The following is a 24,287-nucleotide window of genomic DNA, read 5'->3' on the forward strand; positions in this document are numbered from 1 at the left end:
CACTGTGAACAAAACGGAATTACAAGCCTTGGTTTTGGAAGCATTCAAAACAACATAGCTCTAAAACTGTTTTGCGGAACGTAGTCTTTAGAGTTAAGTTTTGGGTTTTGGAAGCACTCAAAACAACATAGCTCTAAAACCCAATCGACCGTTACGTAAAAACGGACATTGTTTTGGAAGTATTCAAAACAACATAGCTCTAAAACAATTCTTTATAGAAGATCGGTCGGTTAAACGTTTTGGAAGCATTCAAAACAACATAGCTCTAAAACATTACAGAAGTTTCGGCGGTTTTGGGTTTGGTTTTGGAAGCATTCAAAACAACATAGCTCTAAAACCTCGCAGAAAAATTTTTTTCTCACGAAATCTCGTAATCGCGCTACTCGTCCATAGCAAAACTTTCGTCTTGAATGCTCATTCATGCTGTTTTTTGTTATTTTGATTGTTCTTATTTTACCACATTTCTTCACACAAAAAATAGTCTTGATCTAAAACAGTTTGCTTCAATCCTTTTATTTTTCGTGGTTCGATAAAAAGGACAGGCATATGACACAAAGAAATATATTCCTGTAGTTCAGCCATTTCTGTGGCTGTTAAGTACGCTCCAACATTGATAAAAACCAAGCATTTCTTTTTCACTAGATACTTATAAATCTGTAAAATCTCCATTATTTTTTGAAAGATTGATTCTGGTTGCGTCGTAATTCTTATTTTTAATGCTTTGAATAGCTCAACCATACTCATTTCTTCACAGACTAAATCTAATTCATGTTCTAAGAGTTCCTCACTAATCCATTCCTGAACCCTGGTGGTTAATTGATCAATCCTTGATTTTAGTTCGATGTTTTCATTTAATTGTTGCTCTAAGTCAGCATAGATCAGCTTCAATGTAGTTGGAGATTGACTATCAAAACTTAAGATATCCGTCACAACCATCAATTCTGATGGTTTGAGTAGCTGTAATTTATCATTGAAAAACTTTAACATGCTATTTTCACCATACTGGTAAACTCCATGAACGACTTTTGAAAAAACTTCCACATCTTCAATTACAAAAATCAGCGCTTTTTCAAAGCTTATTGGTTGTTCTAATAAAGAAAAGTTAAGGTTCATCCTCCACATCCTCTCCTAAAAAAATGACTCGTTCGTCTGAATTAGCTGGACTCAGGTCTTTTTCCCCACACAAATAAACCATTCGTGAAAATTGTTTTTCAGTGACCGTTAGTAAGGTAACTAAGCCCTTTTTAGGATGATGGGCTTTTAATCGACCGAGCATCGCTTGATTAGCAGTACCGTTCAACAACAACTTACTATATACTGAAAATTGATGCATGATAAAGCCTTCACTCAGTAAAAACTTTCTGAACCTTCGATAAACTTTTCGATCATCGCTCGTCTCTGTCGGCAGATCAAACATTAATAACATTCTCATGTAACGATAACTCATATTCCGAAATAAGGAACTCCCTTCCCTTCATTATTCAATGTTTTAATCGTTTTATTGGTGTAATCCGTCACGATATTCGTTAAGAACATTTCTTTTTTCCCATATAAATACTTTTGTGAAAACAAATCAAACAGCCTTCTTTTGATAATCGGGAAAGGTTGATCACGATATGTATAAACAATTTGATCAACTAGCGGACGAAATGGTTCCATCAAGTCACTTGCTAGATTAAAATCATTAAATTGGTTCGCATGTTTTAAACCGAATTGTGTCATACAACCATTTTTAACGATTTCTCTTGCAAACAAACTCATTAGCAGCGTATAACCATAATCTAACCCCGCATTGATTTCATTCGACTCCTCCCGCGTGAATTGATTACCAAACAACGTTTGAAAGTAGATTCTTGCCGCATGCCCCTCACGATTCGTCGGATCAAATGTTTCCAATTCTTCTGATAACTTGGAAAGCGCAGATGCCTTTTCAACAAAATCATTTTCTTGTAAAAAACGACATTGGTTATGGATCTTTTGGGCAATGATCGTTGTCCAAACTACGCCCTTCAAGTCCGATTCCCACTGAATTTGTTTAGATAACTGCAAACTACTATCATGTCGCCCATAATAGGAGAATAATTGCGATGACGGCAATCGCTTGTCATCGCAAAATATCACTAAGATTTTTTCATCTGTTAAACGCTTCAACAACATTGTCGTGATCGTGATATCGGTTGTTTCTAAAATAAGGATATCGATCTCAGACAAATGGATTTTTTCCGTTTGTTGCGCATTTTTAAACACCAGATGATTATTTGCATAAGTCAGTTTAGAATGGGTATTGATTACTACTGTTCGCCAGCCCATAAGTCACCCATCCTTATCCTCGTTTCGTATAAACCAGTGACCGACTGGTAAATGATCGTAGCATCCCAAATCTCCGTTAAGCTGGTATAACGTTTTCGAGGGATCGTTACTCCGAAAAATTTAAAGTCTGCTGGAGCACCTATCGCATTGAACTGTAGCAACTGCAAAAAGGATTGTGCGATCATCGAAATCTCTCCATATTTGTTTTCTTCATAGAGTTCTTGAATTCGCTCTATGTTTTTATCCGCAAGTGTATACTTTTCTGCAAAAGCGAGAACTTCGGTTAAGATGGCTGAGAAATCAGAAAGATGAGTATTGACGTAATCAAAACTTTCTTGATAGGTGATTTTGTCATAATGTTGCGCATGGTATAACAAGGTTACTAATTGGTCCGATAAGATGAAAGGATTCCCTTTTTGCGACTCCTTGTGACTTGCCAGGAATCTTCTGCGCCCATTATCAAACTCAAACAAGGTATATTTTGGCAATTTGATAAACTCTGTCACCTGAGGAAAGCCTTTGTCTTTTAAAAATGTAGTCGGATCTTTTTCAAAAGCCGCTTGTTCCATGATGGTAATTCCTTCAATTGCCTTGGTTTTCTTTTGTGTCTTCCCTTTGGCATAAACAAACGCAATGGCATAGGCAATGACTGGACTTCCAAAACCACCGTATTTCGTCACATCCCAATTATTTTTCCGTTCGATCAGTTTATCAGGTTTTTCTTTTGAATTGACCGTTTCCTTATAGAAACCACCTTTTTGTTGTTCGACTTTTTTCACTACATTCACTTGATGGGAGCTAAGAACTTTTTTGATCCGTGGGAGATGATGGCTTTTTTCCCAATAAATTTCCCCATTTTCATCGCAAAACGGTTCGTCTGATTCAAGGAAATTTAAAATATTGGAATAAAATTCTTTTTTAGCGGTAGCTTTATTTTCTCTTGCTAAACTATATTTGACATACTTTCCATAGACAAATTCAGGTGCTAATTTAGGGTACCGTTTTAACAAAACATTCGCAATGAAACCATTTAAATACGCATCATGCGCATGATGATGTGGATTGATCTCACGTACTTTATAAAGCCCAAAAGTTTGTCTGAATTGGCTCGTCAATGTTGCTTTTAGCGTAATAATCTGTACCCCATCACAATCTGTTCCTTCCTCTTCCTGATTAAACGATTGATGTAAAATATTCGCAACATGTTTCGTGATTTGTCTCGTTTCGACTAATTGCCGCTGAATAAAACGGGCTTTATCCTCTGGTGTCAGTTCAATTTTGGTTAAATACGCATATTTTTTTGGACTAATCAATTTGGCTTCTTTCAGTTGATTCCAAAAGATCCTTTGCTCGTTGACTATTTGTTTATTCGGCACATCGTCGCGCTTCTTTTGATTTTGTTTTCTAGCAACTAGCACCTTGTTATCAATAGAATTATCCACAATAAAGCTTCTCGGTATGATATGATCCACTTCGTATTGGTGAAGATTCTCGATTTCTAGCGGTTCTCCCGTATACATATCTCTGCCATTTTGCAAATAGTACAGGTACAACCGTTCTTTTTGGAGCGCTTTGTTATCTGTTGGCTGTTCTTTTAATAACGTGCTTCCAATCTGTTTCAACCCATTTTCTAAAGCTTTAAGACGTGGTTTCGTCCGATGCGTTTTTTGGTTTTCTCTTGCCATTTCGATCACGATATTCTTTGGTTTGTATCCAATGATCGCAATCAGTTCTTCCACGATTTTAAGACTTTGCCAAATTCCTTTTTTGATCGCCGGACTTCCTGGTAAGTCTTGTATGACGTCAACTAATGATTTATGTTTAGAAAACACCGTTGCTTTTTCAATTTCTTCTTTAAAAGATAGATGCTCATCATTGATCAGCTGCATCAAATTACGGTTACGGTTAGCCGGAACGTCATCATCGTTGATTAGATAATCAAGGATCGTTTTATTCGTTTTTCGATCTCTGATGCCATGGATCAATTTAGCTGAGAATCTTCCCCAGCCAGTGTAATGTTTTCTTGCAAATTCTTTGAGCAACTTTTCACCGAAGACCTCTTGATACTTACTTAATTGATGTTTAATCATTTGACGGTCTTCAAAAATGGTGAGTATTTTTACGATATCCTCAAAAATCGGTTCCATTTCGGGTTGTTCCAACCACTCTTGCATGGCTTTTTGGTTTGTTTTTGCTAATTTCATAAAATCATGATACGTGCTATACGAAGCATTAAATGCTTTTTCAATACCAAAAATATGGGCATTTTCAATATGGTAATGCGTATACAAAAAGTTTTGTAATTTTTTGACAGTGATTTTCCCTCGCTCTTTTTGAAACAACTGTTTAAAAATCTGCTGTTTCTCATCACCGGAAAAATACTGTTTCACACCTCGTTCATCTTTATAGCTCACTTTGGTTAGTTCATTGAAAATCATATATTTTTGATAAAGTAAGCTATTTTTAGGAAGTACTTTTTCTGTCGGTAAATACGTATCTTGCTTTGTCATTCTTTGAATAAAACGCATCGCTGATTTTTCGATATCTACAACTTCTGAAAAATTCCACGGATGGATTTTTTCAGCTGTTTTCCGCTCGATCCAAGCAAAAGAACTAGCCTCTTGTTCTTTTGCCAAAGGACCGACATAATAAGGGATTCGAAATTTGAATAACGCAATGATTTTTGGTCCTGCTTCTTCTAGAAATGGATAATGTTGTTTTTGTTGATTAATGATCGCTTTCAATTCTGTTAAATGTACTTGATGAGGAATAACCCCATTGGTATAAGTACGTTGTTTCAATAAAAAGGTTTCTTGATCGATTTTTTCTAGAAAAGGTTCACTTCCTACTACCCCACTTAGCTCTTTTTTGACGAATTTATAAAATTCTTCTTGGGTTGTTTTTCCTTTGATATAACCAGCATAACCATTTTTGGTGGTATCTTTGAAAAAAACCGTTGCTTTTTGCGGTACGTTTTCTTTCACGAATTGTTTGAATTTTGCCAAATCAGCTTTATGCCGTTCATACCGTTCGACCATCCCTGAAGACAGTTTTGCTTGCGTATGTTTGACAGTTGAAGAAATAATCTCTGATAATAAGATCGCATCATGGACTTTCTTCGCTTGCAAAAAGATATCTAGGTACTCATCACCGATTTTTTCTAACAAAGACTCCAGATCTTCTTCATAGGTTTCCTTTGAAAATTGGAGTTTTACTTCTGCTTCCAAATCAAATATACGTTTAAAGTTTGCTTGATTCCCAACGATCAATTTTAAACATTGAGCAAAAAAGCTGTTGATTTTTTCTGTAGGATAATATTTGAGGATTTCTTCCACTTTTTTCGTCTTCGATAATTTATCTGTCAAAATAGTTAAAACGGGTTGGTGAACGATTAGTGGTTGATCTGATTGTTTGCCATACTGTTCTAAAAAAACACGAAAGCTTTCTTCAATAGAGGTATTCTCCGTATCCAAGTCTCCTTCAAACAAAAAATGACCACGATATTTCAATAGATGAGCCAATGCCAGATAAACCAATCGGAGATCTTCTTTTTCCGTTGAATCGACTAACTTTTGGCGCAAATGATAGATTGTCGGATATTTTTGATAATATTCTTTTTCTTCCTCTAACGTGGGGAAAATCGATGCTAGTTTGTATTGTTTTTCTTCTGGAACTAAGAAGCTTTCTTCCAAACGTACAAAAAAGCAGTCATCTTGTTTGCAGAGTTCTTCAGCAAAAAGATCTTGTAATTTGCTGAGTCGATATTTTCTGCGAGCCAATCTTCGGCGATTCGTTCGCTTAGTTCTTCTAAACTCCGCTGTTTGACCTTCATCAAATAATCGTGCGCCCCAAAAATTTTTTTTGATTTTCTTTTTTTCAGTATTTCCGTGAACGCTCATTTTCCTTTTCATTAATTGATAATCATCTGTTAGTACCGCCCAGCCCACAGAATTGGTTCCTATATCTAAACCAATCGTATAGTCCTTTGTCATTCACTATCCATCCCTTCTTTTAACATTTACACAACTTAGCAAGTTGTCTTCTTTACAATTGCCAACCATCATGAATAGTTAGACAAAGTGATTTTCTTTTTCTACTTGTAACTCTTTGGTATTATGCTATAATCAATTTGTTGGTAGCATTCAAATCAACATAGCGAGTTAAAATAAGGCATTGTCCGTTATCAGCTTTTAAAGCAAGCACTGTCTCGGTGCTTTTTTATTTTGCCTTTTTTTGTTATATATAGGATTTTTAACAGTTTTACTATAACACAAAATTTTTATACGATTTTTATTTTTGAAAGCATTTTATTTAGAATTTTGATTTTAAAATCAAATCTAATGAAACTTTTTTTAAAAAATAATTCTAATTACCTAATGTTTTATCAAATATAAAATAACGCAAATCTCTTACATATCTTTTCATTGCTATCTGGCAAACCATTCTTTCCAGATTTTCTGCCAATCTTGATTTTCCTCCCAAGCTTTCCATTTTTTCAGCTGACCAACTTTTCTATTCCATTGACTTACTTTTGCTCAAAATTAGACACTCTGTTCAATCTGTCCAAAGTTCGGATATTTGGTTACCCTATCATTTGGCAATTAGAATGAAAGGTTCTATCCTTTTACATAGAAGGACGAGAGAAAAAACAAAGGAGGAATATCTTATGAGTAAAAAATGGATCAAACTAGGTATTGGACTAGGCATATTAACATTGGGTGCTGTTTATCTTGGTAAAAAGACAGGCTTGTTAGAAGATGATCGTCATTTGTATGATGAATTTGAATCGATCTAGTCAAAGAAACGAATCGTCAGACTGTTCACTTGTAAAATACTGGAGGAATCACAATGAGAAAAAGTAAAGCAATAATGATTGGCGCTGGAATCGCCAATATGGCAGCTGCTGTTTATTTGATTCAAGAAGGAAACTGGCGTGGTGATCAGATTACGTTTTATTCTTTAGATGACCATGGCTCCAATGATGGTGCCCCAACGGATACCGTTGTCGATGAATATTGGAATAAAAATCATCCCTTAGAAAACAAAAAGGGCTATATCGCCCGTGGTGGACGTATGCTCAATTATCGAACATACGTGGATTTGATGGATCTCTTAAGCCGAATCCCCTCTGTCACCGAACCAGGAATGACTGCGGCTGAAGATACTAGAGATTTTGATGCAAAACACCGAACATTTGATAAAGCACGTTTGATGGAAGGCGGAAAAGGGATTATTGACGGTGGCAAACTAGGATTTAACAATAAAGATCGTTTGTTATTGACTAAGCTGATCGCCATGCCTGATTCAGAAGAAGAAAAATTAGATAATGTCACAATTGAAGAATACTTCAAAGATGATCCTCACTTCTTTGAGACAAACTTTTGGTTTATGTGGGAAACAACTTTTGCTTTTCATACTCGTAGTTCTGCCCAAGAACTTCGTCGCTACATGCATCAAATGATTTATGAATTTACACAAATCGAACATTTGGTAGGAGTAAACCGAACTCGCTACAATCAGTATGAAAGTATCATGTTGCCATTGATCAATTATTTAAAAGACCAAGGATGTCAAATCATTTTGAACCGCCGCGTAGTCGACTGGGAATTCAAAGAAACTCCGATGCAAGATGAAATTACAGTGACTGGCTTAAAAATGATCAACACGTTAACCAATGAGGAAGAACACGTCGTGGTTGATGGTGATACGGGTGTGCTTTTCACTAACGGATCAATTACTGATTCGGCTACACTAGGTGACTACGATACACCAGCTGTTGAAAATATGGATTATGGCGCTGCTTCTAGCTTGTGGAAGAAAGCCAGTGAACGTTTCTATAATTTAGGTAACCCTGACAAATTTTTTGCCGATCGTGATGCCAGTGAATGGGTCAGTTTCACTCTAACAACTAAGGACCATTTGCTTTTAAATGAAATTACTCGGATCACGACACAAGTTCCTGGTAATGCATTGAATTCATTTATCTCCACTACACCAATCACGCCACTCGGACAAAAAGATGTCAATATGTCGATCGTCGTTCATCACCAACCACATTTTACTTCACAAAAACCAAATGAAACCGTCATTTGGGGATATTTCTTATACCCTCGACGTCGTGGAGAATTTGTGGATAAGCAATATATCAAGATGACTGGGAAAGAAATGTTAGAAGAATTGATTGGACAACTTTCGAAAGTCGATCCTGGTCCTGAAAATATTCGAACGAAGGAAACCGAGATTTTTGATAGCGTTGTGAATAATATTCCTGTGTATATGCCTTATGCTTCTGCATTATTTAATAATCGAGCAAAAAGCGACCGACCAAAAGTGATTCCTCAACACTCAACGAACTTGGCATTTACTGGAGAATTTGTCGAACAACCTTATCAAATGATCTTTACGGAACAAAGTGCCGTACGCTCTGGCGAGATCGCTGCTTTCCATTTTGCTGGTATTCCAATGTCACGTCTTGTTAAAACTCCAAGATATGACAAAGATATTCCTACATTGATGCGTGCTGCTAAGAAAATGTTTGAATGATCGATGCAACAAGCTATCAACAAGGAACAACCGCAACAAAAAATGACTGTCACTTCCTAGTAACGGGAGTGACAGTCGTTTTTTAGTATTTCATCATTCAACGAATGATTTTTATTTAGCTATTATCTTAGGCTTTTTTTAAGGTACTGCTTCCAGTTTTCAGCCACTTTTTACTTTGCCGTTTCTGCAGAAGCTTACTTCCCCCACCGAATAATACAGCACAAAACAAAAGAATGCCCCCAATAATCGCTGGATACATCAGTAGATCTTGCACGTAATGTGTCATTAATTGTAAAGTCGCTTGTGAATGAAAAGCTATATTATGTAAAACGTCTTGTATATAAAGCAATCCTGCTAAAACACAAAACATACTTCCAGTCGTTCCCAAAATAAACATACCGTAACGCAGGAAAGAAAAGAATGTTTTGTTAATTAACCGATATAAATAGACTAGCCAAAACGCCAATAGACCCAGACAGATGTAAAAAAGAGGTACCACTATTTTTCGAGCAGACACGATGTTTTCGATAAAAATAGTCAAGTATCGATCACCTAATGCACTTTGGAAGTGATACATGTAAATAAAGATCATTGTCTCGATTTTATTTTTTTCCTCTTTATCGATAGTCAGTTGTTTTTTTGTTGCAATTGTAGCCACAGCTTGAGCAATTTTCTCACTCACCTCATTGCTGTCTCTTAGCTCATAATTTGTTTCTTCATATGTATGTTGGATAAATGGTCGAAGGGCTTCTTCGACAAAACTTGGTGAAAGTGCCGTTGCAACGACCTCTGAAAATTCACTTTCTTCTGTGTTTTCTTTCCGAAAATTCTGAGCTGCTTCTGCGAGGACCAATTCGCTATACTTTGTTTTTTCGATTTGACCGAGTAAATACGCCTGATCAAAAAACGTCACTTGAATGATTCCTACGGAAATAATCACAAACAAAGTCACTGAACAAGCAAATGTGACCATCAGTTTTCTGATTTGTTCTCCCTTTTTTTCTTTTATCACAAATAACCTCCCTTTTGATCTATTTTTTAATCTGTTATTTACTTAACCTAAGAAATCAACATAATTTAATTATACTTCTAACTATAAAGCTTCTCAATGCAAACTAAATAATACACTAGTTATTTTAAAGTGATTTTCCCTTTACTAAAAGCGTTTCACTACTCAAAAGCCAGCTCCTCCTTTAGAATGAAATTAGCTGTTCGTTCAAAAAATGACATGTTATAGGGTTTGAAGAAAGGAGTTTTATTTCATGAAAGCTGTTACCTGGCAAGGAAACCAAAAAATGGAAATCAGAAACGTAGATGATCCAAAAATCGTGGAACCGACAGATGCTATTATTCGAATTACCGCTACTGCGATTTGCGGCTCGGATCTTCACCTCTATCATCATGGGGAGGCTGTTTTAGAAAAAGGATATGTCGTTGGTCATGAACCAATGGGGATTGTTGAAGAAGTAGGTCCTGCAGTAAAAAAACTAAAAAAGGGACAGCGGGTCGTTATTCCTTTTAATATTAGTTGTGGGCATTGTCATTTCTGTACCCATGAGATGGAAAGTCAATGTGATCGCTCAAATCCAGATCAACTTTATGGTGGTTTATTTGGCTTTGGCCGTTTAAATGGGAATCATTGGGGTGGTCAAGCTGAGTATCTTCGGGTACCGTTTGCTGATAGCACTTCGTTTATCGTACCTGACAATGATCTTGCAGACGAAAAAGTCCTTTTCTTATCTGATATCCTTCCAACTGCTTATTGGAGCGTTCAAAATGCTAACGTAAAAAAAGGCGCCACTGTAGTGGTCTTAGGTTCAGGACCAGTTGGGTTGTTTGCACAAAAATTTGCCGCTATGGCAGGAGCAGAGCGAGTGATTGCTGTCGATCCGGTCCAACATCGTATTGATAAAGCCGCTCGTTACAATCATGTAGAAACTTATTTGTTAGAAGATACTCAGTCTGCTGGGAAAGAACTTTACGAATTAGCAAAAGGTGGCGCTGATGTCATCATTGATTGTGTAGGGATGGATGGCTTGGAACCAGTGAAAGAAAAAGCTAAGAATCTCGTTAGTTTGCAAAGCGGGACGATTTCACCGATCCAAATGGCTGCGCAAGCTGTCAAAAAATTTGGAACCGTACAAATCACTGGTGTTTATATGACCCCAGCTTCTTCGTACCCACTACAAGAATTTTTCATGAGAGATATCACAGTGAAGCATGGTCAGGCACCGATCGTTCATTTGATGCCTAAAATTTACGAGATGATTGCTGCGGGTCTGTTCGATCCAACCCAAATCATCACACATGCGATGCCTTTAGCTGATGCTGCCCGAGCATACGAGATTTTTGACAAAAAAGAAGATAAAAATATCAAAGTTGTTTTGAAACCTTAGCTTTGTTCACAGATAGGTGAGTGAGAGATGCCAGAAATAAAACGAAAAAGCCATGAAATAGATATTGGGAAAGAAGAAGATATCGAAATTGCTGGACAACGTTTTCGTCTTTATTTCCAGAACCGCTATACATTATTGTCTCTTGCAGTTGATTTATTAACAGGGATTTTTTATATTTTTGGAAGCGTAGCGTTGTTAACAGATATTCCAGACCGTTATAGTACCTATTGTTATCTAGTAGGAGCGATCTTTTTGACTGCACGACCTATTTTGAAAATAGTACGTAATGTCTTCATCTATGACGAGAAAAAAAAACAAAAAAAGAGCGAAAAAAAGAATGAATAAGAAAGCTTCCTAATTTTTCGGTAAAAAGACGGAACGCCTATTTAGGACAGCGAGCTCATTCATGCTTTTCCAACAAATCAACCATTCTAAATTCCAGGACTGATAGAACTTTCTATTGCTCCTGGAATTTTTTTGAAGCTAAAAAATGGGACCGTCCACTAATAATACTCGAATAACCAATATACCAACAAAAATAGCATCAAGAAACAATTTCCGATTTTTCTTGGCATTGCTCACCAGAAACAAAAGATTACTGATCAGATAAAGAACCCTTTTGAGTAATCAACTCCGATCACGTTGTAAAAATCGCTAGTTGATATAAATAAACCGGGATCCCTTCATTATCTTGTACCGTCGTCAGATATTCCCACTCATATCTTTCATAAAAACCTGTATGGTCAGTCGCTACATAGAGCTGCGAAATCCCAAGCGCTCCCATATCCTCTCGAATAAATGATAAAATCTCTTTGGCAATTCCTTGATTACGATACTCTTTTTCAACAAACAACGCACAAACATTCGGAGTCAAATCTGGGCGATCATGAAAATCATTCGCGATGACCCCTGCTCCAGCGATAATTTTTTGTTCTGACGTCACGACTATATACCATTGAGGAACAGCGTTAGATGATTGAAGAGAATCTTCCATGCTCTCTTGGTAAAAGGAAAGCGGAAGATGCCATTTTGACGTAAACCATTGCGCTGCCTGTTCCAACCATTCAGGTCTTTCTCTGATCTTAACCAACTCATAACCTTTCATTTCGTCCTTTCACTCCCCTATACATTTGCACTATTATAGCACGCTTGTTATCGAAATGGTTTTTTTTAAACTCCAAAAAAACCTCCTTTTATCCTTCTTTTTCACTAAGAAAAAAGAAAGCAATCCTTGAGCCATTTATCCAAAAAAAAAAAACAGTTGTCATGACCTCTGTCAGACAACTGTTTTTTTTGATCACTCATTAAACGAAACAAGATCTTTTCACTAAAGAATAGCTACTTTTGATTGTATGTGCTGTTTCTTTCCTTTATGTGCTTTTAGCCGTTTAATGCTTCTTTTCTTTTTTCTTGAACTGTCGCTACTTTCACAAATGGTAGGTAAATCAAGACAGATAAGATTAAGTTGATAGCAGCTAAGACACCGCCAGCGATACTTTTTGTTGCTAATACCCCACCGATTACTGGTGGTGTTACCCATGGTGGCATCACCGTTGCAGCTGGAACTAGTCCGGTAGCAGTAGCAAAATAAGCAACAGATACTAAAACCATTGGGGTTAAAATAAACGGAATAAACATAATTGGGTTCAATACGATTGGTAAACCAAACATTGTTGGTTCATTGATATTGAAAACACCTGGTGCGATCGACAAGTTCGTAACAACCATATAAGGTTTATTTCTACGTCCCACTAAATAAATCGCTAGTAACAGACCTAATGTTGCCCCTGTACCACCTAAGTTGACAAAGCTATCAAAGAAAGGTTTGTTTACAATGTATGGTGCGCTATGACCAGCAGCAATCGCATTAACATTCGCTTCGATTGCTGGTGCATTGATTGTTTGCATCAAAGGGTCTACCATGTTTGCCCCGTGTAATCCAAAGAACCATAAGAATGGTGTAATGAATGCTAACAACAAAGCTGAAGGATAAGAATTGGCTAGTCCCATGAATGGTTCTTGGACAATTGTATAAAACGCGCCTACGATATCATCTACACCAAATGCAGCAAAGATCGCAGCAATCAAAGCAAAGAATGAGATCGTGATCATTGCAGGTAATAATGAAGCAAAGGCTTTAGCTACAGCTGGTGGCACGCCATCAGGCATTTTGATGATTAATTTTTCATTTCCACTTAAACGAACAAAGATTTCTGTTGAAATAATCCCAACAATAATTGCAATAAATAAACCGTTTGAGCTCATGCCCAACGCTCCGCCTAATGCGAAGAATGAACCTAAAGAAATTACTCCAGCAGAAACGCCGTCTTTACGATAACCATTTGCCAAATGATAAGCAAGTAGAAAGGCGATCAAAACTGAAAGAATCGCAAATGTACCATTCCAAGCAGCTGCGCCAAATCCTTTCCAAGCTTCGCCACCAAAAATTTTATTCATTAATTCTTGGAAACCAGGAATAGGCAAGTTATTGATCATTACTGCTAACGCACCTAAAATCATCAAAGGCATACTGACCATAAATGAATCACGAATCGCTACTAAATGACGTTGAGCACCAATTTTTGATGCCACAGGTATAAAATGTTTCTCCATAAATGCAACAAATTTATCCATGTTTCTTTCCTCTTTTCTATTTCACCAGTTTACTTTAAGCATCTAAACGTCGATATAAATCAATGATTTCTTTTGCTAAATCTGTAAATGCAATCGAAGTCATCAGATGGTCTTGGCTGTGAACCGTCAATAAAGTCACTTCCATATGATTACCTTGTGCTTCTTGTGTTAACATTTCTGTTTGAGAGTGATGAGCTTGCACTAAAGATTCTTCTGCATCTTTGATTTTTGCATCAGCTAACTCAAAATCTCCTTTTTTCGCTGCAGCAATCGCTTCCATTGCATCGCTTTTTGCATTTCCGCCAAACATGATCAAACCCATGATTGCTTCAAGATTTTTTTGCTCTTGCATTGTTGGTTTCCTCCATTATTTATTGATTAATGATTCTGCTTGTTCTAATACTTTGGCACCGTTCATCATACCGTAATCTTGCATATTGATTACATCTAAAGGAATTCCTTTTGGTGCTAATTTTTCAGCAAATTGATTTTGCATAAAACGTACTTGTGGGCCTAAAAGTAAAACGTCTACATTTTTTGATTCTAATTGATTGTCTGCATCTGAAGCAGATACTGCAAAGATATCAGCCTCGATTCCTTTTTCTTCTGCCGCTTTTTGCATTTTTGTTACTAATAAACTAGTACTCATTCCAGCTGAGCATACAAGCATGATTGTTTTCTTTTCCATTTTCTACACTTCCCTTTCTTGTATCTTACACTTTTATATAAAGCAATTACCGTGCCAACTTTTAAAGCGCTTTAATCCCTTGTCGTGCTAACGCTTCCAAAAGAACACGGTGTCGATGCACACTTCTTTTTTCTTTGCACACTAAAATTAGTGTGCAAACGTTGATCATTTCTCTGATAACTTTATGTAGCTAATTCATGGTATCAAAAAAAATAAGCCGTAGTTTCGCAAAAATGACTCCTTTGAGCGAATTCCAGCTTATTTTCATCTGCTTGTCCTACTATTCACTTTTTGTCGTTTCTTGGAATTTTTCATTTAATTGGGTTAATAACTCAATTTGTAATTGTTGTAATTCCAGCATTTGTTGCCATTGCTGTGACATCAAATAATCGATTTTTTCATGCAACAAACTAATTTCTAACTCAGCTTTTAGGTTTGTTTGATAATCATGGTCGGCTGCTATCCGATCTCTAGCTGCTTGTCTGTTTTGACTCATCATAATGATCGGTGCTTGGATAGCAGCTAAACAAGAAAGCACTAAGTTCAAAAGAATGAACGGATATCGATCAAATGATAGGCCAAAAAAATGTAACGTATTCAACAAGATCCAACTACCTAAAATCACTACAAAGAGAAAGATAAACGGCCAACTACCACCAAACTTGGCAATTGCATCTGCTGATTTTTGACCAAAAGTCGCTTTTTGATTGATCGTTGTATTTAAATTTTGACTAATGATTTGCTTATTTTTCAACTGCTCTAGCATTTCTTGATTAATTTTTTTTGTTTCATTCTGGTCTTGAATGATTTTTTCTTTTATATACTCAAAATGATAATTCATAAAGGTAATAAAAGGGATTTGGGACTCTATGGTCAGTTTCTTATTTTTTTGTAAAATAAATGAACGAATATCTGTATCAATTGTTTTCAGATGAACGTAATCTTGATGAGCCATGGCCACTCCTCCTTTACGTTATTTTTCTGAGAAAAAGGAAAAAACAGCTTTCGTTAGTGTCCTAAGATTTGTTCAATTTTCTGTTCTTCTTCAGGTGAGAAGGAAAGATTATCCATCATCCGAACACTTTCTTCTAATTGACTAAGTCGACTAGCGCCTACAAGCACACTGGTCACTGACTCTTGTCGTAGATTCCATGCTAAAGCCATTTGTGCTAACGTCTGTCCACGCAAATCAGCTAAATCCTGTAATTGCTTGATCTTACCCAATGTAGGTGTCACTTGATCTTCTGATAGAAAAGGAATTTCTTTACGATGAGCTCGAGAATCTTCAGGAATCCCATGTAAATAGCGTTTAGTTAATAACCCTTGCGCTAAAGGACTAAAAGTAATAGCTCCCAGACCGGTCTCTTCTAAAACAGGTGCTAAATCTTCTTCTAATAACTCTCTTGAAAACATATTGTAACGCATTTGGTGGATAATAAATGGAGCGTTCATTTCACGTAAGATAGCAGACATTTTCTTCGTGTCTTCCCCGTTGTAGTTGGAGATCCCAATATACAGTGTTTTCCCTTGACGAACTAATTGCATAAGCGCTTCTGCCGTTTCTTCCAAAGGTGTATCTGGATCAGGGCGATGATGATAAAAGATATCTACGTAATCTAACCCCATCCGTTTGAGGCTTTGATCACAACTAGCAATGATCGATTTACGGGAACCCCATTCCCCATAAGGTCCTTCCCACATGTGATAACCTGCTTTGGTTGAAATGATCATTTCATCACGATACGTTTGAAAGTCTTCTTTAAAGATCCGACCAAAGTTTTTCTCTGCTGCTCCTGCTGGACCACCATAGTTATTGGCTAAATCAAAATGTGTGATCCCCATATCAAAGGCGCCACGTAAAATTTCTCGTTGATTACTTATAGGATCATAATCACCAAAATTTTGCCATAATCCTAAAGACAGCAAAGGCAATCTCAACCCAGATTTTCCAGTTTTTCGATACGTCATTTTTTCATATCGCTGCTGATTTGCTACATACATATATTCTTCTCCTCCTAAACAAGTATACGCTTTCAAAAAATATGATTTACCACTTCTTTTTCCTAATCTGCGTATGTGATATTTCGTTGTTGATAACTATTGTTCTATGTGAATTATACGCTTATCGTTGGCGAATTACTAACAAAAATCCTCTTTAGCCTCAATCATCACCATGGATCATTTGGTAAATATCCCTAGGTAATCGGCGTTGATATCGAATTGTTTTTCGGTAAATTCTGGAAAGTATAAATCACTTGCCCATTGCCAAGCAGCTTTTTCTGTATGTAAAAGTTCGTTTTCTGAAGGATTCTGAGGCCATTGTGCTACCCAGCAGTTCTCTTTTCCTAAGACATCCAAGTCTAAAGTTCCATTCGTAAACCATGAAAGATTGGAATAATGAACCACCTGGGAAAAACCAGCTGCTTGAATGGCCTGACTAAACACTTGCGCATTTTCAGTTGCTCTTGCTAGATTCATTTGAGGATTTTCACTATCGTTCACAACTACAGTAGAATAAGGTAAATTTAATTCTTTTAGATAGGCTAATAAATAGTAGGCTTCTTTTTCGGTGTCTTCTGCATAATTAAACCAAGCATAATGATAGACACTCACTTTCAACCCCGCCTGGATAGCATTCGCAACTTGTTCGGGGGCCAGTGGGTTCCTATAAGAATCCCCTTCTGTTAACTTAACTACTACACCTGTGATCCCATAGTTTTTCATTGTTTCATATGCTTCGACAGATAAATAACCATTATGTGAGGAAACATCAATAAAATCTTTTGGCGGTCTACTATTTTCAGAAGCAGAAATGCCTGACCCCGAATCCAACAAATTTACTCGATTATTACGTTGTTTTGCCACCACATTGTCTAGTAAATGCTGTTTGCTTTCAGTGATAATTGTTTGGGTGCTTTCTGATTTTTCATAAGTATGGACCACAAAAAATGTTGAAAATATTGAAAATACTGAAAATAAAAAAAGAACACTAAAAACCAATAAACGCCTTTTCTTCATCATAGGTACCTTCTTTCTTTTATTTGAGAGAGGTTTCTCAAATAAGTGTACCACTTAATCAACAGCGCTTACTTAAAAGTATTATTAGATTTTAATCGTTATTAAATCATCTAGCAATTTTAAGGGAATGACTGATTTTTACAGAACATCTTCCACTTACACGATTACTTATTCGTCTCCCCCAGACCATTTTTTCTTTGCCCGCTTAAAAAATAAAAATTGTTGATGAGACTTCTTGATCTTCTTATAACGTTTTTGTTGTTTTTTGTAAAATTGTTGATGATAATTTTCAGCAGGCCAAAAAGTTGTTGCTGGCTTGATCTGTGTGACGATTGGTTCCGCAAACTGATGCGAAGCGATCACTTGTTGCTTGGATTTTTCTGCTAGTATTTTTTGTTCTTCATTTTCTACAAAAATGATAGAGCGGTATTGATTCCCACGATCCTGAAACTGTCCAAAGGCATCTGTGGGATCGGTGACTTGCCAAAAAATCGCTAATAGTTCTTCATAGTTTATCATTCGCCGATCAAAAATAATCTCCACTGCTTCCACATGCCCAGTCGTGCCACTGCTAACTTGGTCATAGTTAGGATGTTCGACCTCCCCGCCAGTATATCCGGACAACACGGAAATAATCCCTTGCCGTGTTTCAAACGGTTCGACTAAGCACCAGAAACAGCCCCCGGCAAAGACGGCTTTTTCTTGATAGCGTTCATCGGTGATCTGGTGTTTCGCAAAGTCGTAAGACACTTGTCCCATCGGATCATGGGTGATCTTCAAATAAAAGTCCATCACGTCAGGCGTCAAATTCCCCCGAAGTGCTAGTGGTCGTAAAGAGACTTCAATCATTTCAAGGATTTCTTTTCTTTGTTTTCTTTCCCCTACTTGGTTTTTCGCTTGGATCAACAATGTCCGTTCCCATTCACGGGTATTAGGGTTTAAAATGAGATTGTATAATTCTGCTAGTTCTTGCTCCACCACTTTTCCCCTCACTTCTTGGTCAAATATGTAAATTCGTCCTGAATGTATCACGAAACTAGCGAAATTGCGAATAGACCGCTTAGAGGAGTCGTGGGAGAGAGTAGGCTACTCAAAAAAACTGAGACAGCCATTCTTTTGCCTGCTACAGGCAATCAAACGACTCTCTCAGTTTATTCTATTTGATATGAATGTTTATTGGTAATACACTTCGTCTAAAAATAAACCATGTGCCGGCACGGTTTCTCCTGCCTGTTGTCTTACTTTATTCTCAAAAATATCATCAATCGCCGAAACGGGTAACTTTCCTGTACCGATTTCCAAGAGTGTACCCATCAAGATCCGAACCATCTTATACAAAAAGCCATTGCCCACAAAGGTAAAGTGCAACATGCCGCCTTCTTGTTCGATTGAGAGCTCATGGATCGTACGAACTGTTGATTTTTTTGATTTTTTCAAGGCAGAAAAACCGATAAAATCATGACTTCCCATTAGTTTTTGACAAGCTTCATTCATTTTTTCCAGGTCTAGTTCTTGTGGAAAATAGAAACTATGATTTCGTTCAAAAACAGTTGGAATGGGATTATTCCACACATAATAGCTATATTTTTTCCCTGTCGCATTGTATCGAGCATGAAAGCGTTCAGGCATTTCTTCCACTTTTTTGATCACGATATCTCTTGGTAAATAGCGGTTGAGAAAAGTTAGCATTTCATTACGACTCATTTGAGAAGTCGTTTTAAAGTTTGCCACTTGTCCTCTGGCATGTGTCCCAGAATCCGTGCGCCCCGATCCAATGATCTCCATTTTTTCTCCAGTCATCTGTGAGATGATTGCTTCGATTTTGCCTTGGATCGTTTTATCGTCATCTCCCAGACGTTGCCAGCCTGAGTAACGTTTCCCATCATATTCGATCGTTAATTTGATATTTCTCATGTCTTTCATTAGACTCCCCTACGATATACATTTGCACATCACGATGTGCGGTCAAGGTTTAGTCTGACACATTTATCCTGTGGTTTCAATCAGTTTTACTAATTTCCAGCATTTAGTTAGGGCTACAGTCCGCTATGCCCTAATGTGTAAGATACTTAACCACACAATTGGTAAATAATTAAAGAAAAAACTGATCCGTTGACAAAAACCTAACTGATTCAAAACCGGCAATTGATTTAATCCGGGAATACGTGCTGCGCCATAAATTCCTGCAAAAACCAAACTGGCAACTAGTAAAATAAAAAACGATTGAGTTAATTGCGCATCGCCCATTTTGCGATACAATAAGAAAACAAATAAAGGGAACAAAATAAATCCACCATACCCAATCCCTGAACCAAGATTGTGGATCCAAGTCGAAAAATTCCAAGAAGTTTCGTTCGTGTCCACACTAAATAACCCGGTAAAAATACAATCTGTGACACCATATAGACCGATGGCAGCTGTCACTAATAGAGCAAGTGGTTTTGAAGTAGTAACAAAAGCTTGATATAACGCTGGCATTGCCAAAACATACAAGCAGCCAGATATGACCGACCAAATCAAAAATGCTTTTCGTACGGGACTACCAACATCCCCAAAAAGACTGATCACAGCAGTCATTTGATTAAGTTTGGGATAAAAAATCCCTAAAACATACGGCGTCAGAAAATCACTTACTACTCCTGACAATAAAAAATAAAATCCATATTTACGTAAAAAATCCATCCTGCATCCTCTTTTCACCAACCAGAAAAAAGAAAGTTTCATGCTCGCTTTCTTTCAACATTCTGAACATCATCTAGAAAAATTGTACCGAATTATACTAATTTAAACAAGCTTCAAGACATGCGGCACCTTGGATTTACTTGATGAGGGTAATGAGCACTTTCCTCTGAACCACAGTAGCTGATTTTATACGATCATTCCATTCTTTTCACGATATTCTTTTGGTGACTTGCCGACGATTTTTTTGAACAACTTTGAAAAATAGGTTGTGTTGTTGTAGCCGATCTCGCTAGAAATTTCATTGATATTTTGATTACTATGCAGCAGCAACCATTTCGCTTGTTCCATTCTGAGATGATTTAAATAAGTTGAAAAACTTTTTTTCGTTTCTTTTTTGAATAATTGCCCCAAATACATCACATTCAAATGCAGGCTTTCTGAAACTTCTTTCAAGGTTAAAGGTTCTCGGTAGTGTTCGTGTAAGATCGTCATCACTCGTTCGACATTCTCGCTATATCGGACTTGTTTTTGCTGTTCCTTGATCAAAGATAGTAAGAGTTGATGCAGTTCTTGGACTGTTTTTGCTTGATTGATCTGTTGAATCCCTTTTAAATATTCATCGTCTTCTAGCCGAATCAATTCCCGGTGGATATCCATAAACAACAAAAAACTAAAATGACGGATATCATCCGGTGTCATCACAGCAGTTTGGAATTGATCAAAAAATTGAGTGATCATTTGTTGGGCACTAGCCAATTGCCCGCTTTTCAACACACGATTAAACGAAGAAAAATCAATTGCCTGTTCTTTTGCTGCTTCTTGTTCGGCAAAAAAGATATGTTGGTCTTTTTCACCGTAGAATTGATGCAGTTGTAAATTATCTTTGGCATGTTGATAACTCTCAGGGATCTTATCAGGATCTGCTGTTTCATCTCCAATACTGATCAACCAGTTTTCTTCCATACTCTTCTCTTGAATGAAGCGGCAAAATGCAGAAACTGACGCTTCTTCCAGCAACAAAGTAAAGCGTTCCATGTCTCCAAAGTTTCGTTGATAATAAAAAAGTTCTTGGTGGTTTTTCAGCCACTGATTCACTGATTTCCCGACGGATCTAGACACTTGAGCGAGTAAAACTCTTCGTTGTTTCCCTCCGATTTTGTCTAAAATCTCTTCTTCACTCACTTCATCTAATTCTTCATTGAGCCACTGACTAAAAAGGACTTCTTGATAGATTTCTTGCTGGTTTTTCTGTTCAATTTGATGATCTAATTGCTGCTTCACTTTGGTTAAACTAGCAATCAGTTCGGTTTTATTAACTGGCTTCATCAAGTAATTGATGGCCCCTAATTGCATCCCACTTTTTAAATAATCAAATTCCTGATAACCAGAAAGAATCATAAATTCAAACGCATGATGTTCCTTTTGAGCCGCCTCGATAAATTCTAAACCATTCATTTCGGGCATCGTGACATCTGTTATAACTAAATCAATGGATTGATTTTCTAAAACAGACAATCCTTGCATCGCGTTTTCTGCCGTTGCGACTACCTGAAATCCCAAACTTGCCCAATCAACAATTTTTTGCAACCCTGCCAAGATCATATATTCATCGTCGACTAATAACACTCGGTACATGTTCCTACCCCTTTTCTTTAAATGTAATAGTGACAGACAATCCTCCTTCTTGATTGGTACTTAGCTTCATCTGATAACTATGTCCAAAACTAGCACGCAAACGTTCATTCACATTTTGCAGTCCAATTGATTGGTACAATTCGACTTTAGGATGCGCCAATCTTGATTCGATCTCTGCCAAGCGTTCCGGTGTGATCCCTTTGCCGTTATCCTTCACAATAATCTGGACTCGTTGCCCTTCACGAAACACTTTCACACTTAAGGCATTATCAAAACGTGTAAAATCGACCCCATGTTTAAAATAATTTTCGATCAATGGTTGAATCACAAACTTCGGTACTTCGATACTTGCTAATGATGGATCAATGGAAAAATGATAGGCGATCCGGTTGGGGTAACGCATCTGATATAAATAGACATATTTTTCGCAAAAGTCCAGTTCTTCCTTTAAACTGATCGTCTTTTCTTGATTAGTATTGTTTCGCAACAAGGCCGAAAAAGCATACACCACATCTGCCAATTCTTCGCTGCCTTCACTTAACGCATACATCCGAATATACTCTAACGTGTTATAGAGAAAATGAGGGTTGATTTGTGCTTGTAATGCACGCATGTGGGCATCTTGCTGTTTGATTTCCAATTTATAGATATCTTCAACATATTGGTTGATGCTATCCAACATCTCATTGATCCCTATAGAAAGGTCTTTTAATTCATATTCCGTTTGGGTCGTATCGATCCGCGTCTCCAAATTCCCTTTGGCCGTTTCATTCATTGCATCCATCACGAGATCTACTTGTTGCGAATAGCGCTTGAAGGTTTGGTATAAAAAGAATAACAGACTGACATCTAATAGAAATACACCGAAAATCAATGGTGCTAAATCTTGGATAACCGCTCGTCTAACCATCGAACGATCTAAAGTAGCCAATATCCGGTAATCATCGGGTAATTGTTGGTACTGGATGAAATTATTTTTTTCAAGGTTTATCAGTGGCAAAGTGGAATTTTCTTGAAGGCTGGTTGTAATCAATTGTTCTTGGGTTGCTAGTTTATCCTTTGTCATTCCTTGATCATGGAATGTGTATAAACGGTTGGTGGTACCAGAGATCATATACAATGATAAGCCGCTAAAGGTATTCAAACTCTTTAATGCCGCATCCAATTCCGCTTTTTCAAAACCGACGAACATGCTCCCGACTTCGCTTCCACCTTGCGTGATCGACATTTTGATATAAAACGCATCTGTCAATTTAGGCGTACCACTTTTAATCACCCCACCTTTATTTGCTCTAGAAGATTCCAGATACTCAGGCAATTGACTGAAAACAACATAGACGGAGCTGACTTCCTCATAGCTGACATAAATATCTCTCATTAGATAAGGAAAAGAGACAAAATCGGTCGTTTTTTGTTGTTGATCATAAGCGTACATCAAATATTCATTGATCGGTTTTGTCAGATAAGTAGTCGCATTCTCGATTTTATCAGAGTTCCCCAACAATTGGTCTTTAATGATTTTACTTAGTGTCGTTTTATCGTTCAGTGTACGACTGGTACTTTGTAACGCCTCGCTTGTCGTTCGCTTGGCTTGCTCTTGCGTTTGTACCCACGTATGAACACTGATGATAGCAGTCGCCACCGTTGTTAATAAAATCAGGACGAGCGCATATTTTCGGAAAAGACGATTCAGAAGTGTTCCTTGTGAAAATAAAATACGCCATTTATTCATAGCTTTCTAACTGCATATCCAGTTTTTCCCGCCATTGTTTGGTCACCAGCCCATTCCAAACAGTCAATAAGCCAATCACACCAAAGAGAATCAGTCCTTTATAATTCCAAGTTAGCCAAAAAATAATGCCTCCGCCAATCAACAATTTCAAAAAGGTCGAAAAACTGGAAAAGCCTGAAACAAAACTTAACTTAAGTAGGTTAGGAATCGAAATTTCGTATTCACTATCTAAAATCAAGCTATACTGATAAGTGGAGTAAATATAAAGTAAACTAAAAATCAGGATAAAATCAGTAATCAAAAAAAGGATTCCTTGAATTTGAACAGATAAGTATAAATTATAGCCAAGCAAAAATGTCCCCGCTAAAAATAAACCAAACAACACATTCCCACGGACAAATGTTTGTTTAAATGTTTCCCACCCTCGCTTAAACGTAATCTCTTTATATTCAAAACCATAAAGATAAAACAATTCGTTGACTGTTTTATAAGCAGGTCCAATCCCTAATACGATGGCTCCCATCAGTGTATAGATCCAAAAATAAAAAGTTAATTTCATGACCACCCACACTCTGATAAATAATGTTTCTAGTGCTTTACCTAACATGCGATTCCCTCCATAAAAAACATTGTATTCCCTTTCATTATA

Annotated in this window: 22 protein-coding genes and 1 CRISPR repeat array (1 of these 23 running past the window's edge); of the genes, 4 read left to right on the plus strand and 18 right to left on the minus strand. The window is 37.1% G+C overall.

All coding sequences use genetic code 11. The features are described 5' to 3' along the window. Positions 1–338: direct repeats of the CRISPR family, unit length 36 nt; unit sequence GTTTTGGAAGCATTCAAAACAACATAGCTCTAAAAC; it begins 35 nt to the left of the window's first position. 115 nt (positions 339–453) lie between these two features. The 4 genes from csn2 to cas9 are packed head-to-tail and all read right to left on the minus strand — an operon-like array spanning position 454 to position 6,302. After that, on the minus strand, positions 454–1,113 hold the full coding sequence (csn2, locus tag IGJ23_RS11985; RefSeq protein WP_438775022.1) for a type II-A CRISPR-associated protein Csn2: 660 nt from the start codon (positions 1,111–1,113) through the stop codon (positions 454–456). Further along, the gene (cas2, locus tag IGJ23_RS11990; RefSeq protein WP_010720992.1) at positions 1,103–1,447 is read right to left on the minus strand and encodes a CRISPR-associated endonuclease Cas2; all 345 of its coding nucleotides are present in this window, start codon (positions 1,445–1,447) and stop codon (positions 1,103–1,105) included. The genes csn2 and cas2 overlap by 11 nt, the downstream gene beginning before the upstream one ends. Next, positions 1,444–2,310, minus strand: a complete 867-nt coding sequence (gene cas1, locus IGJ23_RS11995; RefSeq protein WP_010720993.1) for a type II CRISPR-associated endonuclease Cas1 — start codon at positions 2,308–2,310, stop codon at positions 1,444–1,446. The genes cas2 and cas1 overlap by 4 nt, the downstream gene beginning before the upstream one ends. Next, the gene (gene cas9, locus IGJ23_RS12000) at positions 2,292–6,302 is read right to left on the minus strand and encodes a type II CRISPR RNA-guided endonuclease Cas9 (protein WP_438775023.1); all 4,011 of its coding nucleotides are present in this window, start codon (positions 6,300–6,302) and stop codon (positions 2,292–2,294) included. Before cas9 ends, cas1 begins: the two co-directional genes overlap by 19 nt. A gap of 674 nt (positions 6,303–6,976) precedes the next feature. On the opposite strand from cas9, the gene IGJ23_RS12005 reads away from it, so the two are divergent. Both IGJ23_RS12005 and IGJ23_RS12010 read left to right on the plus strand, forming a co-directional pair. Beyond that, entirely contained in the window at positions 6,977–7,105 is a 129-nt protein-coding gene (locus IGJ23_RS12005) for a hypothetical protein (RefSeq protein ID WP_010720995.1), read from the plus strand. A gap of 53 nt (positions 7,106–7,158) precedes the next feature. Then, positions 7,159–8,853, plus strand: a complete 1,695-nt coding sequence (locus IGJ23_RS12010) for an oleate hydratase (RefSeq protein WP_438775024.1) — start codon at positions 7,159–7,161, stop codon at positions 8,851–8,853. A gap of 127 nt (positions 8,854–8,980) precedes the next feature. Here the strand turns inward: IGJ23_RS12010 and IGJ23_RS12015 are convergent, their stop codons facing one another. Beyond that, positions 8,981–9,865, minus strand: a complete 885-nt coding sequence (locus tag IGJ23_RS12015) for a hypothetical protein (protein ID WP_438775025.1) — start codon at positions 9,863–9,865, stop codon at positions 8,981–8,983. 250 nt (positions 9,866–10,115) lie between these two features. Between IGJ23_RS12015 and IGJ23_RS12020 the strand changes: the two genes are divergently transcribed. Next, positions 10,116–11,249: an alcohol dehydrogenase catalytic domain-containing protein gene (locus IGJ23_RS12020; protein ID WP_438775027.1), complete on the plus strand. Its 1,134-nt coding sequence runs from the start codon at positions 10,116–10,118 to the stop codon at positions 11,247–11,249. A 27-nt stretch (positions 11,250–11,276) separates the two neighbouring features. After that, positions 11,277–11,594: a YrhK family protein gene (locus IGJ23_RS12025; protein WP_010720999.1), complete on the plus strand. Its 318-nt coding sequence runs from the start codon at positions 11,277–11,279 to the stop codon at positions 11,592–11,594. Positions 11,595–11,886: 292 nt separating this feature from the next. Here the strand turns inward: IGJ23_RS12025 and IGJ23_RS12030 are convergent, their stop codons facing one another. The 13 genes from IGJ23_RS12030 to IGJ23_RS12090 all read right to left on the minus strand — a co-directional run bounded on the left by IGJ23_RS12030 (position 11,887) and on the right by IGJ23_RS12090 (position 24,245). Further along, the gene (locus IGJ23_RS12030) at positions 11,887–12,354 is read right to left on the minus strand and encodes a GNAT family N-acetyltransferase (protein ID WP_010721000.1); all 468 of its coding nucleotides are present in this window, start codon (positions 12,352–12,354) and stop codon (positions 11,887–11,889) included. Between the two features lie 275 nt (positions 12,355–12,629). Continuing rightward, positions 12,630–13,883 carry a PTS sugar transporter subunit IIC gene (locus IGJ23_RS12035; RefSeq protein WP_010721001.1) on the minus strand — a complete coding sequence of 418 codons (1,254 nt, stop codon included), beginning with the start codon at positions 13,881–13,883 and terminating at the stop codon, positions 12,630–12,632. Between the two features lie 34 nt (positions 13,884–13,917). Beyond that, positions 13,918–14,235 (minus strand): PTS lactose/cellobiose transporter subunit IIA, encoded by a 318-nt coding sequence (locus tag IGJ23_RS12040; RefSeq protein WP_010721002.1) that lies wholly within the window; start codon positions 14,233–14,235, stop codon positions 13,918–13,920. A 15-nt stretch (positions 14,236–14,250) separates the two neighbouring features. Next, complete coding sequence (locus IGJ23_RS12045; RefSeq protein WP_010721003.1) at positions 14,251–14,571, minus strand: PTS sugar transporter subunit IIB; 321 nt, start codon at positions 14,569–14,571, stop codon at positions 14,251–14,253. 280 nt (positions 14,572–14,851) lie between these two features. Continuing rightward, entirely contained in the window at positions 14,852–15,526 is a 675-nt protein-coding gene (locus IGJ23_RS12050; RefSeq protein ID WP_081128849.1) for a DUF1003 domain-containing protein, read from the minus strand. A 53-nt stretch (positions 15,527–15,579) separates the two neighbouring features. After that, a complete protein-coding gene (locus IGJ23_RS12055; protein ID WP_010721005.1) occupies positions 15,580–16,572 on the minus strand; it encodes an aldo/keto reductase in 993 nt (330 codons plus the stop codon). Positions 16,573–16,749: 177 nt separating this feature from the next. Then, positions 16,750–17,589 carry a GH25 family lysozyme gene (locus IGJ23_RS12060; RefSeq protein ID WP_438775029.1) on the minus strand — a complete coding sequence of 280 codons (840 nt, stop codon included), beginning with the start codon at positions 17,587–17,589 and terminating at the stop codon, positions 16,750–16,752. Between the two features lie 168 nt (positions 17,590–17,757). Further along, positions 17,758–18,570, minus strand: a complete 813-nt coding sequence (gene msrA, locus IGJ23_RS12065) for a peptide-methionine (S)-S-oxide reductase MsrA (RefSeq protein ID WP_370566311.1) — start codon at positions 18,568–18,570, stop codon at positions 17,758–17,760. A gap of 192 nt (positions 18,571–18,762) precedes the next feature. After that, positions 18,763–19,503 carry a tRNA pseudouridine(38-40) synthase TruA gene (truA, locus tag IGJ23_RS12070; protein WP_207414521.1) on the minus strand — a complete coding sequence of 247 codons (741 nt, stop codon included), beginning with the start codon at positions 19,501–19,503 and terminating at the stop codon, positions 18,763–18,765. A gap of 132 nt (positions 19,504–19,635) precedes the next feature. Next, positions 19,636–20,271, minus strand: coding sequence for a DUF998 domain-containing protein (locus tag IGJ23_RS12075; protein WP_010721009.1), 636 nt, complete (start codon positions 20,269–20,271; stop codon positions 19,636–19,638). 186 nt (positions 20,272–20,457) lie between these two features. After that, positions 20,458–21,906: a response regulator transcription factor gene (locus IGJ23_RS12080; RefSeq protein WP_034867981.1), complete on the minus strand. Its 1,449-nt coding sequence runs from the start codon at positions 21,904–21,906 to the stop codon at positions 20,458–20,460. Positions 21,907–21,910: 4 nt separating this feature from the next. Further along, on the minus strand, positions 21,911–23,638 hold the full coding sequence (locus IGJ23_RS12085) for a sensor histidine kinase (protein ID WP_034700488.1): 1,728 nt from the start codon (positions 23,636–23,638) through the stop codon (positions 21,911–21,913). Continuing rightward, positions 23,631–24,245: a YesL family protein gene (locus tag IGJ23_RS12090; RefSeq protein WP_010721012.1), complete on the minus strand. Its 615-nt coding sequence runs from the start codon at positions 24,243–24,245 to the stop codon at positions 23,631–23,633. The genes IGJ23_RS12085 and IGJ23_RS12090 overlap by 8 nt, the downstream gene beginning before the upstream one ends. Positions 24,246–24,287: the final 42 nt, after the last annotated feature.

This window comes from Enterococcus sp. DIV1682a (assembly GCF_051711005.1).
In the GTDB taxonomy this organism is placed as follows: Bacteria; Bacillota; Bacilli; order Lactobacillales; family Enterococcaceae; genus Enterococcus_B; species Enterococcus_B hirae.

Excerpts from the sequence above, each read along its gene's own strand:
- csn2 (WP_438775022.1), bottom strand. The coding sequence starts at position 1,113 with ATGAACCTTAACTTTTCTTTATTAGAACAACCAATAAGCTTTGAAAAA.
- cas2 (WP_010720992.1), bottom strand. The coding sequence starts at position 1,447 with ATGAGTTATCGTTACATGAGAATGTTATTAATGTTTGATCTGCCGACA.
- cas1 (WP_010720993.1), bottom strand. The coding sequence starts at position 2,310 with ATGGGCTGGCGAACAGTAGTAATCAATACCCATTCTAAACTGACTTAT.
- cas9 (WP_438775023.1), bottom strand. The coding sequence starts at position 6,302 with ATGACAAAGGACTATACGATTGGTTTAGATATAGGAACCAATTCTGTG.
- IGJ23_RS12005 (WP_010720995.1), top strand. The coding sequence starts at position 6,977 with ATGAGTAAAAAATGGATCAAACTAGGTATTGGACTAGGCATATTAACA.
- IGJ23_RS12010 (WP_438775024.1), top strand. The coding sequence starts at position 7,159 with ATGAGAAAAAGTAAAGCAATAATGATTGGCGCTGGAATCGCCAATATG.
- IGJ23_RS12020 (WP_438775027.1), top strand. The coding sequence starts at position 10,116 with ATGAAAGCTGTTACCTGGCAAGGAAACCAAAAAATGGAAATCAGAAAC.
- IGJ23_RS12025 (WP_010720999.1), top strand. The coding sequence starts at position 11,277 with ATGCCAGAAATAAAACGAAAAAGCCATGAAATAGATATTGGGAAAGAA.
- IGJ23_RS12030 (WP_010721000.1), bottom strand. The coding sequence starts at position 12,354 with ATGAAAGGTTATGAGTTGGTTAAGATCAGAGAAAGACCTGAATGGTTG.
- IGJ23_RS12035 (WP_010721001.1), bottom strand. The coding sequence starts at position 13,883 with ATGGATAAATTTGTTGCATTTATGGAGAAACATTTTATACCTGTGGCA.
- IGJ23_RS12040 (WP_010721002.1), bottom strand. The coding sequence starts at position 14,235 with ATGCAAGAGCAAAAAAATCTTGAAGCAATCATGGGTTTGATCATGTTT.
- IGJ23_RS12045 (WP_010721003.1), bottom strand. The coding sequence starts at position 14,571 with ATGGAAAAGAAAACAATCATGCTTGTATGCTCAGCTGGAATGAGTACT.
- IGJ23_RS12050 (WP_081128849.1), bottom strand. The coding sequence starts at position 15,526 with ATGGCTCATCAAGATTACGTTCATCTGAAAACAATTGATACAGATATT.
- IGJ23_RS12055 (WP_010721005.1), bottom strand. The coding sequence starts at position 16,572 with ATGTATGTAGCAAATCAGCAGCGATATGAAAAAATGACGTATCGAAAA.
- IGJ23_RS12060 (WP_438775029.1), bottom strand. The coding sequence starts at position 17,589 with ATGAAGAAAAGGCGTTTATTGGTTTTTAGTGTTCTTTTTTTATTTTCA.
- truA (WP_207414521.1), bottom strand. The coding sequence starts at position 19,503 with ATGAGAAATATCAAATTAACGATCGAATATGATGGGAAACGTTACTCA.
- IGJ23_RS12075 (WP_010721009.1), bottom strand. The coding sequence starts at position 20,271 with ATGGATTTTTTACGTAAATATGGATTTTATTTTTTATTGTCAGGAGTA.
- IGJ23_RS12080 (WP_034867981.1), bottom strand. The coding sequence starts at position 21,906 with ATGTACCGAGTGTTATTAGTCGACGATGAATATATGATCTTGGCAGGG.
- IGJ23_RS12085 (WP_034700488.1), bottom strand. The coding sequence starts at position 23,638 with ATGAATAAATGGCGTATTTTATTTTCACAAGGAACACTTCTGAATCGT.
- IGJ23_RS12090 (WP_010721012.1), bottom strand. The coding sequence starts at position 24,245 with ATGTTAGGTAAAGCACTAGAAACATTATTTATCAGAGTGTGGGTGGTC.